This is a genomic window from Streptomyces sp. NPDC054813 (genome assembly GCF_053611365.1).
The window spans coordinates 1-12,262 of sequence record NZ_JBSHAF010000060.1; the positions used below are offsets into that span (position 1 = coordinate 1).

Sequence of the window (12,262 nt, forward strand, 5' to 3'; positions counted from 1 at the left end):
CCCCGACGCCGCGCCAGATCACCACTGCGATACATCCGCGAACCCGCCCCACCAAACGGATCCGGCACAAAACGCTCCGCCGTCAACCACGCCGATGAATACCCACGAGCCACACCCCCACCCGCCACACAGATCTCCCCGACCACACCCACCGGCACGAGGTTGCCCTCCTCGTCCACCAGGTGCAGGCGCTGTTCGCTGAGCGGCCGGCCGATCGCGTTGCCGGCGTCCTGGGCGAAGTCCTTGCGGGTCAGGCGGTGGTAGGTGCTGTAGACGGTGGTCTCGGTGATCCCGTACATGTTCACCAGCGCGGTACGGCTCAGGCTGCGACGCTCGACCCAGGGCGCGAGCGCCGGGATTTCGAGCCGCTCCCCGGCGAAGACCACCGCACGCAGGGCCAGTGCCCTGATCCGCGGGTCACCGTCGCGGGCGGCCGCTGCCAGGGCGCGGAAGGCCGACGGCGTCTGGTAAAGGACCGTGACCTCCTCGTCCACCAGCAGGTCGAGCAGGTCGTCGGGCGAGCGGGTGGTCTCGGTGCCGACCACCACGACGCGACTGCCATTGCCCAGCGCGGCCCAGAGCTCGAAGACCGACACGTCGAAGGCGTACGAGTGGCTCATGCTGGACACGTCCGAGTCGTCGAACGCGTAGTGCTCCTGGGCGCTGACGATCAGCTGGACCACCGTGCGGTGGGTCACCTGGACGCCCTTGGGCAGACCGGTCGAGCCGGAGGTGTACATGGCGTACGCGAGGTTGTCGCCGCTGAGCGCGGTCTCAGGGGCCGCCGCGGGCTGGGCTGCGAGCAACGTCGCCTCGGCGGGCTCATCCAGGACGACCAGCGAGCCGTCGAAGAACTCGCGGACGAGCGGCTCCAGCGCGCGGACGGTGACGACCAGTGCGGCCTTCGCGTCCGCAGCGATGTGGCCGAGCCGGCTCGCGGGCGCCGCCGGGTCGAGTGGCAGGTACGCGCCGCCGGACTTGAGGATGCCCAGCAAGCTGGGGACGAGGTGCTGGTCACGCTCCAGGCAGAGGCCGACCAGCCGCTCCGGCCCCGCGCCCAGCTCGATCAGGCGGTGCGCCAGCCGGTTGGCCTGCTCGTCCAGCTCGCGATAGGTCAGCGTGCCGCCCTGCGCGGTGACTGCCGGCTCGTCCGGCAGCTCGGCCACCTGGGCGGCGAACAGCTGCACCAGTGTGCTGTCGGCGGAGTCCGCGCCGGCACCGGATCCGTCCTCGGAAAGCAGCCGGGCCTTCTCCGCGGCCGGCAGGTAGACCGCCGTGGCGTCCCCGTCCTCGTTACTCGCCATACCTTCCAGGACCTCGCGGTACATGACAGTGATCCTTTCCATGCCAGCCGGACTGATCACGGCCGAGTGGCTGCTGAGGTGCAGACGGCTTCCTCTGTTGTGGACGGTCAGACCGATGCCGGTCTCGACCGGGGCGTTGCTGATCCGCCGCCCGGTGTCCACGACCTCGTTGTCGACCAGGTGGAAGTCGAGGTAGTTGAAGTAGACGTTCACCAGTCGGTCGCCACCCCCGGCCCGCTGGATCAGGGGCATCGGGTACCGGCGGTGCGGCCAGAGCTCGACCTCGCGGGCATAGACCCGCTGGACGAGCTCCCGCCAGGTGCGCGCGCCCCGGTCCATCGGGAACGGGACCGTGTTGAGGTACATGCCGGGCACCCGCTCGGCGCCGAGCACCTCGACCCGGGTGTCGCAGACCAGCCCGGAGTGGAACGCGTAGACGTCGGTGAGCTGGCTCATCACCTTCAGGTGCGCGGCGTGCAGGACCGACTTGAGAGAGACCTCGGCCCTGGACGCGAGCGCCCGCAGGCCGGCTTCCAGGTCCTCGAACGGGACCTTGCCGTAGACCGGCGTCGGCTCGGCCTCCGGGTTCGCCCCGAGCCCGGTGAGGCTGAGCGGGCTGTACCCGGAGACGATCCCGTGCCAGTAGTCGCGCTGCTCCTGGTCGGCGATCGCGGCCACCTCGCCGGCCACCGTGTCGGCGAAACGGACGGCGGGCAGTTCGGCCGGCTCGGGGTCCCTGCCGGCGCGCAGCGCGCGGTAGACCTGCAGCAGCTCCATGAGGACGAGGTGGTAGCTCCAGCCCTCGGTGACGGCATGGCACTGGGTGAAGGTCAGCCACCAGGCCTCATCGCTCTCCACATGGGCATGGATCCGCAACAGCGGCGCGGTGTCGAGGTCGAACGGCCGGGACCGCTGGTCCTGGACGTAACCCTGGAGCTCGGCGACCGCCGACTCCTGACCGAGCCCGCGCAGGTCCGCGCCGGCGACCGGGATGCGCGACTGCGCGTGCACGACCTGCATCGGCACCGAGTAGCCGGTCAGCTGGATCGAGGTGCGCAGCACCTCGTGCCGCGCGGAGATCAGGTCCGCCGCCTCGCGCAGGGTGTCGAGCGCGAGGGAGTTCTCGTCCTTGATCCGGAAACTGTTGACGATGTGGTAGACGCTCCGGTCGGTGTCGGCGAGCATCTCGACGAGCATGCCGAGCTGATTCTGCGTCAGCGGGTAGGCGTCGACCGCGTCCTCGGGCAGCGCCGCCCGGTCCTGCTCCGTGATGAGCGCGAACGGCGCGACGGTGGTCGCGGCGTCCTCCGCCAGCCTCGGCCGCAGTGCCAGCGCCTCGGCGAGCCGGGCGACCGTACGGAACTCGAAGACGTCGCGGACGGTGGCGTCCAGGCCCTCGGCACGGATCCGGCCCACCAGGGCGACGGCGATCAGCGAGTCGCCGCCGAGGTCGAAGAAGTTGTCCTCGATCCCGACCTCCGGAACATGCAGCGCCTCGCTCCAGAGGTCGCACAGGCGGCGTTCGACGGCGTTGCGCGGCGCGATCGAGGCCGCGCCCGCGAAGTGCTCCGTGCCGGGCTCGGGCAGGGCGCGCCGGTCGGTCTTGCCGTTCGGGGTCAGCGGGAGCGACCCCATCGCCACGAAGGCCGCGGGGACCATGTGCAGCGGCAACCGGTCGGTGAGCCAGGCGCGCAGCTCGGTCGGCGCCGGGGCCTGGTCGGCCGCCGGAACCAGATAGGCCACGAGCCGCTTGCGCTCACTCCCGGCGTCGGCGCCGCGCAGCAGGACCACGGCGATGCCTACGGCCGGGTGCGCGGCCAGCGAGGCCTCGATCTCGCCCAACTCGACGCGCTGCCCGTTCACCTTGATCTGGTCGTCGACCCGGTCGAGGAACTCCAGCTGCCCGTCCGCGCGCAGGCAGACCAGGTCGCCGGTGCGGTAGAGCCGGGAGCCCGGCTCGCCCCACGGGTCGGGGACGAAGCGCTCGGCGGTGAGCCCCGGACGGCCGATGTAGCCGCGGCTCACGCCGACGCCGCCCGCGTAGAGCTCGCCCGGCACGCCGACCGGGACGAGCTCACCGGCCTCGTCGAGCACGTAGAGGGTCGTGTTGCGCACGGCCCGGCCGATCGGTACCCGGATCCCCTCGGCCTCGCCTGCTTCGGTCAGGATCGCGTGGGTGATGTCGTCGGAGCACTCCGTCGGGCCGTAGGCGTTGACCATCGGCACCTGCGGGAACCGCGAGAACCAGCGCACGCACAGCTCGGGCGGAAGGGCCTCGCCGGTGACCACCAGGCGGCGGAGCGCGGGCAGTTCCGGAGCCGGAGTACCGGCGTCCCAGACGTCGAGCGCGGCGCGCAGCACCGAGGGCACCACTTCGAGCACGGTGACGCCATCGCGGACGACCCGGTCGAACAGGGCTACCGGGTCGGCGGCGGCCTCGGAGCCGATCACGCTCACGGACCCGCCGACCACGAGGGCGACGAGCATCTGCCAGACCGAGACGTCGAAGCTGAGCGGGGCGTTCTGGGCAACGACGTCGCTGCCCGTCAGCTCCAGGTCCTCGACCTTGGCGAGCAGGTGGTTGCCCATGCCGCGGTGGTGCACCATCACGCCCTTGGGGCGGCCGGTGGAACCGGAGGTGTAGATCACATAAGCCAGGTTGTCGAGCGTGACGTTCGGGGTCGGGGCGGTGGCGGGCCGGAAGGCCCACTCCTCGGCGCGGTCGAGCCCGATGATCCGCCGGCCCGCGCGGCCCGCCGGGTCGTCGGAGCGGTCGGCGATCAGCAGCCGGACGCCCGAGTCGTCGAGCAGGTAGGCCTTGCGCTCGTCGGGCAGGTGCGGGTCCACCGGGAGGTAGGCACCGCCGGTCTTGAGCACCGCGAGCACCGCGACGAGCTGCTCGACCGAACGCTCGGCGAGCAGGCCTACGACGCTCTCCGGCCCCGTCCCGAGCGAGATGAGGTGGTGCGCGAGCCGGTTGGCACGCGCGTCCACCTCGGCATAGCTCAGCTGCTGCCGACCGTCGCGGACGGCAAGCGCCTGCGGGCGCTCGGCGGCGAAGCGGGTGAACGTCGCCACGGCGTCGAGGTCGACGGGCTCGCGGGCGGTGTCCCTCCACAGCTCCAGCAGGTTGCGGCGGTCCTCCGCGGGCAGCACGGCACCCTGCGGCGAGCCGTCGGCGTCGGCCGCGATCGTGGCCAGCACCGCGCGGTACGTCGCGGCCAGGCGAACGGCCGCCTCCTGGCTCATCACCTGGGAGTTCGTGCTGAGCGAGATGTGCACCGGCGAGCAGTTGACGGTGAGCGCGAAGTCGTTCCGCGAGTCGCCGATCCGCGGCCCGTCACCGACCGCCTCCTCCTGCTTCGCGAAGTCGAAGTAGTTGAAGACGACGTTGAACAGCGCCTCGCCGCCGGCGTCCGGGCGCAGCCGGGCGATGGCCGGCATCGGGTGGTGCCGGTGCGTCCAGGCCGCGGCCTCCCGGTCGAAGGCCGTTCGGACCAGCCGCAACCAGGTGTCCGGCAGGGCGTCCACGGCGAACGGCACCGTGTTGAGGTGCATGCCGTACACGCGTTCGGCGCCGGTCAGCTCCGGGCGGGCGTCGGTGACCAGGCCGAAGTAGCGGCCCGGCTCGTTGGCCAGCTGGGACATGACCTTGGTGTGCGCGGCGAGCAGCACGCTCTTGAGGGAGGTGCGGGCCCGGGCGGCGACCGCCTGGAGCGCCTCGGTCAGATCGGGGAAGTCGATCCGCTGGTCGTAGGCCTCGCCCGGCCCGCCGGTGTGCGCCCAGGCCGCGGGCAGACCGACCGGGGAACGCTCGGCGATCACCTGCCGCCAGTGGGCGCGATCCTCCTCTGAGTCCAGGGACCGCAGTTCGGCGGCGATGAAGTCGGCGTACCGCGCACCCGTCGGCTCCCCGACCGGCTCGGCCGCATCCTCCGCACCGCCGGCGCGCAGCCTGCGGTAGGCGGTCAGCAGCTCGGTGACCAGGGTGTGGCGGGCCCAGCCCTCGTGGGTGGCGTGCGACTGGACCAGCGTCAGCCACCAGCCGTCCTCGCCGTCGAGGATCACCACGACCCGGAGCAGCGGGGCGGCGGACAGGTCGAACGGCGTGACCCGCTCGCGCTCCAGCAGATCTTCGAGCCCCTCGCGCCGCTCGTGCACGGTCAGCGGGACCTCGGCGCTCGCGTGCACCAGCTGCATCGGCGCGGAGAAGCCGGTCAGGTGCATGGAGGTGCGCAACATCTCGTGCCGGGCGACGACCACGGCGAGCGCCGCGCGGAACGCGTGCTCGTCGAAGGGCTGCCGGTCCGGGACGCGCTGCGAGCCGACGCTGTGGTAGGTCGAGCCGCCCTCGCTCGCCAGCATCTCGACCAGCATGCCGGTCTGGATCCGGGAGAGCGGATAGGCGTCCACCACGTCGGCGGGCACCCTGGCCCGGTCCTCGGCGGAGACCAGCGCGAACGGGGCGACCGGGGTCAGGGCCCCGGCCGGGGCGGTGCGCTCGGCGAGCGCCCGGCTGCTGCCGGCCACGGTCCCGTGCTCGAAGAGGTCGCGGACCTGGGCGTCCAGGCCCTCCGCGCGCAGGGCGCTGATCAGCGCGATCGCCTTGATCGAGTCGCCGCCGATCTCGAAGAACCGGTCCTCGACGCCGACCCTCGGCACCCCCAGGACGGCCGCCCAGACCGCTGCGACACGCTGCTCCAGCGGGGTGCGCGGGGCGGCGTGGGTGCCCTGCGTCATGTTCTGGGCGTCGGGCAGGGCCTTGCGGTCCAGCTTGCCGTTGGCGGTCAGCGGCAGCGCGTCCATCGGGACGAACACCGCCGGAACCATGTACTCGGGCAGCACCTCGGCGCAGTGGGCGGCCAGCTCGGCCGCGCCGGCCGCGCCGACCACGTACGCCACCAGGCGAAGGTCCCCGGCCGGCGAGGCGACCGCGATCGCCGCCGCGTCGCGGACCTCGGGGTGGGTGTGCAGCGCGGCGGCCACCTCGCCGAGTTCGATCCGGTGGCCGCGGATCTTCACCTGGTCGTCCAGCCGCCCGAGGAACCTGACGTTCCCGTCGGCGTCCCGGCAGGCCAGGTCGCCGGTGCGGTACATCCGCGAACCGTCGGCCCGGAAGGGGTCGGGGAGGAACCGCTCGGCGGTCGTCCCGGGCCGCCGACGGTAGCCGCGGGCGACACCGGTGCCGGCCACGAACAGCTCGCCGGCCACGCCGTCGGGCACCGGCTGGAGGTTGTCGTCGAGGACGTACATGCCCATGTTGGGCAGGGACTTGCCGATCGGCACCACACCGGCCTGGACCGGGAGCGACAGCGGGTTGACGCAAGTGCCGACAGAGGCCTCGGTCGGACCGTACTCGTTGACCAGGCGGCGGTCGCCGAGCCACTCGGCCCATCGTCCGGCCAGCGCGCCGGACAGAGCCTCGCCGGCCACCACGACGACACCGGCCAGGTCGCGGGCCTGTTCCACGGTGATCTGCCCGGTCAGGATCTCGAGGTGACCGGGGGTCAGCTTGAGGAAGGAGTACGGCGCACCGGCCAGCAGCTCACGGCCGAGGTCCGACAGGTCCAGGCCGGTGGGCAGCATCCGCACCGGCTCGCCGGTCAGCAGCGGCGCCCACAGATTGGGCACCACCAGGTCGAAGGCGACCGAGGAGAACAGCGCCGAACCGCCCCGGCTCGCCCCGCAGAGGTCGCGGGCCGCCCAGCCGAGGTGGTTGGCCAGGCCCTCGTGGGTGATCTCGACGCCCTTCGGCCGGCCGGTCGAGCCCGAGGTGTAGATGACGTAGGCGAGGTCCTGCGGGTCCGGCAGGTGGGCGACCGCCGGACGGTCGGTGCCGACCGGGGCCGGTGCGTCCGCGAGCACCAGGGGGCCCGGGAAGGCGGCGCCCAGCTGCTCGGCGTGGTGCGACTGGGTGACGGCGGCCGCGGCGCCGGCGTCGGTCAGCACCGCGCCCCAGCGTTTGGCCGGGTAGGACGGGTCCAGCGGCAGGTAGGCCGCGCCCGCCCGCCAGATGCCCAGCAGGGTGGGCAGCAGGTCGAGGCCGTGGTCCACGACCACGCCGACCACCGAGCCCGGCGCGACCGCGGCAGCGCGCAGCCTTTCGGCGACCGCGTCGGCCGAGGCAAGCAGCCGCGCGTAGGAGAGCGTCCGCTGCCCCGCGATGACGGCCACCGCGTCGGGGGTGCGCGCGGCCTGGGCCGCGATCCGTGCGGGCACGGTCTGCCGGCCGAAGTCGGCGCTCTCGCCCCACTCCTCGACGCCCGCCGCGTCGGCGGGCAGGTAGACCGCCCGGGCGTCGCCGTCGGGGCCGGCCGCCATCGACTCCAGCACCGCGCGGTACATCGCGGCCAGGTGGTCGGCCCGTTCCTGGGTCATGGTGTGCGAGTCGGTGCGCAGCGTCAGGATGTTGTCGAGGGTGGTGACGCCGAGCGCGAACTCGGTGGCGCTGGTGTTGATCCCGGTGCTCTCGTCGGTGATGTCCTCGAGGTCCGCGCCGGAGAAGTCCAGGTAGCTGAAGAAGGCTTCCAGGACGCGGTCGCCCTCGGCCAGCTGGGTCTGGATGGCGGGCATCGGGAAGTACCGGTGCTCCCACATCCGGGCCTCGCCCTCGAACACCGAGGCGACCAGCTCGCGCCAGGTACGCGCGGAGCGGTCGTGCCCGAACGGCACGGTGTTGAGCAGCATGCCCAGCACCCGGTCGGCACCGGCCGTCTCCGGGCGGGTGTGGCACACCACACCGGTCTGGAACGAGGCCTCGTGGGTGAGCTGGCTCATCACCTTCAGGTGGGCGGCCAGCAGCACGCTCTTGAGCGACACGCCCGTGGTGCGGGCCAGGGCGCGCAGCCCTGGTTCGAGGTCGGTGAAGCGCAGGCCCGCGCGGACCTTGGCGCGCGGCGCTGTGGTGTCGCCCTGCCAGGTATCCGGGAAGGTGAGCCGGGCCCGGTTGCCGACGATCTCCTGCCAGTACGCACGCGAGTCCGCGGAGGCCAGCGCCGCCAGTTCGGCCGCGATGGAGTCGGCGTAGCGCGCCGTCCCCGCCTCGGCCGTCGCGGGACTCTGCCCGGCCAGGACCTGCCGGTAGCACTCGACGAGTTCGGTCAGCAGGAGGTGGTAGCTCCAGCCGTCGAGCAGCGCGTGACTCTTGGTGAAGGTGCAGCGCCAGGTGACCTCGTCCTCGGTGTGGACGAAGATCCGCAGCATCGGCCTGCCGGACTGGAGGTCGAAGGCGCGGGCCTGCTCGGCGACGACGAAGCGCTCCAGGTCGGCCCGCCGTTCCTGCTCGGAGCGGCCGGACAGGTCGGCGTACCCGACCTCGATTTCCGTCACGGCGTGGACGACCTGCATCGGCACCGAGTAGGTGTGCAGGTCGAAGGAGGTCCGCAGGATGTCGTGGCGGGCCGCCACGAGGTCCACGGTCCGGCGGAAGGCCGCCAGGTCGAACGCGACGGTGTCCGCGATGAGGAACGAGGCCACGTCGTGGTAGGAGTTGCCGACCTCGGAGGCCAGCGTCTCGACCAGCATGCCGAGCTGGTTCTGCGACAGCGGGTAGGCGTCCACGGCCCCGGCCGGCAGCGCGGCCCGGTCCTCGGCGCCGATCAGCGCGAACGGCGCGACGGCGGTCGCGGTCGCCTCGACCGTGTCGCGGCGGCGCAGCCGCTCGGCGAGCCCGGCGATGGTGCGCGCCTCGAAGACGTCGCGCACCCCGATGTCGAGGCCCAAGGAGCGCAGCGAACCCACCAGGGAGACGGCGCGGATGGAATCGCCGCCGAGGTCGAAGAAGCTGGTCTCGACGTCGACCTCGTCGATGCCGAGCACCTGCGACCAGACCACGGCGACCCGCTCCTCCAGCGGGTCGCCCGGCGCGCGCAGGGCGACCCGCCGGGCCTGCGCAGCCGCCTCTGGGGCGGGCAGCGCGGCGCGGTCCAGCTTGCCGTTGGGGGTCAGCGGGATCGCGGCCACCGCGACGAAGGCGTCCGGGACCATGTAGGCGGGCAGGAAGGCGGCCGCGCTCGTGTTCAGCGCGGCGGTGTCGAGGGCCTCGCCGGACTCGCTCACGTAGTAGGCGGTGAGCAGCCGGCCGGCCGCGGTGGGCACCGGGGTGACCCGGGCCTGGGAGATTCCGGGCAACGCCCCGAGCACGGCCTCGATCTCGCCGAGTTCGACGCGGTGGCCGCGGATCTTCACCTGCTCGTCGCGGCGGCCGAGGAAGTCGGCGTCGCCGTTCGGCAGCAGCCGGACCAGGTCGCCGGTGCGGTACAGGCGCGCACCGGGATCGCCCCACGGGTCCGGCACGAAGCACTCGGCCGTCTGGCCGGGCCGGCCGACGTAGCCGCGGGCGAGGTGGCCGCCGCCGACGCACAGCTCGCCGACCACGCCGACGGGCACCGGCTGGAGGTGCTCGTCGAGGACGTACATCGAGGTGCCGGGGATCGGCCGGCCGATCGGGGCCGGATCGTGTGCGAGCGCGCCGGTCACGGCGTACACGCTGTTGCCGACAGTCGCCTCGGTCGGGCCGTACTCGTTGACGACACGGCCGCCGCCGAGCAACTCGCACCAGGCCTCCGCGACGCGGGCGGACAGGCTCTCGCCGCCGACCACGAGGGTGCGGGTCAGGCCGCGTGCGTCCGCGTACTGCCGGGACAGCAGTTCGAGGTGACCGGGCGTCAGCTTGAGGAAGGCGAACGGGGCCGCAGCCCGCAACGCGCGGCCCAGGTCGGCCAGGTCCAGCTCCTCCGGGAACACGTGGACCGGGCGTCCGGCCGCGAGCGCGGCCCAGAGCGTCGGCACCACGAGGTCGAAGGCGACGGAGGAGAACAGTGCGGTGCCGCCCTCCGAGTCGATGTAGTCGGTGACGGCCCAGTCGAGGTAGCCGGCCAGTGCCCGGTGGCCGATCTGCACGCCCTTGGGCATGCCGGTGGAGCCGGAGGTGTAGATGACGTAGGCGAGCCGGTCCGGGGCGTCCACCCGTTCGGGTGCGGTGGCCGGCCACCGCACCGAGGAGTCCTCGTCTCCGCCGAGGGTGACGGTCGGGCAGGCCGCCCGGCCTTCCAGGCGCCGCGCGCCGGCGGCGTCGGTGATCAGGGCGACGGCCTTGGCGTCGGCCAGCAGGTGGGCGACCCGCCCCTCGGGGGCCGCGACGTCCAGCGGCAAGTAGGCGGCGCCCGCCTTCCAGGCGGCGAGCAGCCCGACCACCAAGTCGGCGGACCGCGGCAGCCAGACCGCGACGACCGACTCGGGGCCGGCGCCCTGCGCCCGCAGGCGGTGGGCGAGCCGGTTGGCCCGGGCGTCCAGCTCGGCGAAGCTCAGTTTCTCGACGATCTCGCCGAGAACACCGCGGCCCGTGACGGCGGTTGCCGTGGGCGACTCCCCGGCCCGGCGCTCGAAGGCCTCGAGCGTCTGCTCGGCAGTGGTCGTGGCGGAGGTGGCCGACCAGTCGCCGATCACCAGGGCGCGCTCGGCCTCGGGGAGGTAGGCGGCCTCGGCGTCGCCGTCCGGGTCCGCCGCCATCGCTTCGAGGACCAGGCGGAACATCGTGGCGATCCGCTCGGCGGCGGCGCGGCCGACCGTGCGCGGGTTGGCGGTCAGGAAGATGTGCCCGGCCCGGGAGGAGACGGTGAGCGGGAATTCGGTCGGGCTCTCGTCGTTGCCGCCCAGGCCGACCAGTTCGCCGTCGACCTGACGGAAGTCCTGGTAGTTGAAGAAGACTTCGAACAGCCGGGAGCCTTGGCCGGAGTCCCGCACGATGGCGGGCAGCGGGTAGCCGCGGTGCGGCCAGAACGCCGCCTCCTGCCGGAAGGTCCGACGCACCAGCTCGCGCCAGGTACGGGCGGAGCGGTCGACCGCGAAGGGCAGCGTGTTCAGGTACATGCCGGCCACCCGGTCGGCGCCGAGACGCTCGGAGCGGGCGTCGCTGACCAGGCCGACCCTGAACGCGGGCTCCTCGGTGAGCTGGCTCATCACCTTGCCGAAGGCGGCGAGCATGACGCTCTTGAGCGAGGCGTCGGAGGCGACGGCCAGCATCCGCAGCCGGTCCTCCAGGTCCGCCCACGGCGTGCGCGCGGTCACCGGGGCGCCGGCGTCCGCGGTTCGGTCGCCCCATTCCCGGGGCAGCACGAAGCCGGCCGTCCGGCCGACCAGGTCCGTCCAGAAGGCGCGGCTTCCCTCGTTCGCCAGGACGGCCTGCTCGGCCGCGATGAAGTCGGCGAAGCGCAGGCCCGGCGCCTCGTACGGCGCGGGCTCCACGCCGTCGCGCAGGTCGCGGTGGAGCGCCAGCAGCTCCATCAGCAGGGAGTGGTGGCTCCAGCCCTCCAGCACCGCGTGGCACTCGGTGACGGAGAGCTGGTAGCCGCCGTCGGTCACGTGGACGAAGAAGCGGAGCAGCCCGGGCACCACGAGGTCGAACAGCTCGGCGCGCTCGGACTTGGTGAACTCCGCGAGCACGGAGGCGATTTCGTCCTCCCCCAGGCCGCGCAGGTCGCGTACGCCGAGGCCGAGGTTCGCGGAGCCGTGCACGATCTGGAGCGGCTGCGCGTAATCGGTCAGGTGCAGCGAGGTCCGCAGGATCTCGTGCCGCTGTGCGAGCAGCTCCAGCGCCGTACGGAACGCCGGCTCGGAGAAGCCGCGCCCGTCGGCGATCGGGAAGGTCGTGGTGTTGTGGTACAGGTTCCCGATGCCCTCGCCGGCCTGCACTCCGCTGGAGGCGAGCATCTCGACGAGCATGCCGAGCTGGTTCTGCGACAGCGGGTAGGCATCCACCGCGCCGGCCGGCAGGGCCTCCCGGTCGACGCCGTCGAGCAGCGCGAACGGCTCGACGGCCGGCCCCTCCGCCGGCGCATGGGCACGGCCACGGGCCGCCTTGGTCAGTGCGGCGACGGTGCGGTGTTCGAACAGGTCACGCACGGCGACATCGAACCCCTCCGCCCGCAACGCACCCACCACCGTGATCGCCCGGATCG

At 72.9% G+C, this 12,262-nt stretch carries 1 protein-coding gene; it reads right to left on the reverse strand.

From position 1 onward, the window contains the following. A partial coding sequence (locus tag ACWGJB_RS49450) for an amino acid adenylation domain-containing protein (protein WP_453386584.1) occupies positions 1-12,206 on the reverse strand: 12,206 nt, incomplete at its 3' end. Between the last annotated feature and the right edge of the window lie 56 nt (positions 12,207-12,262).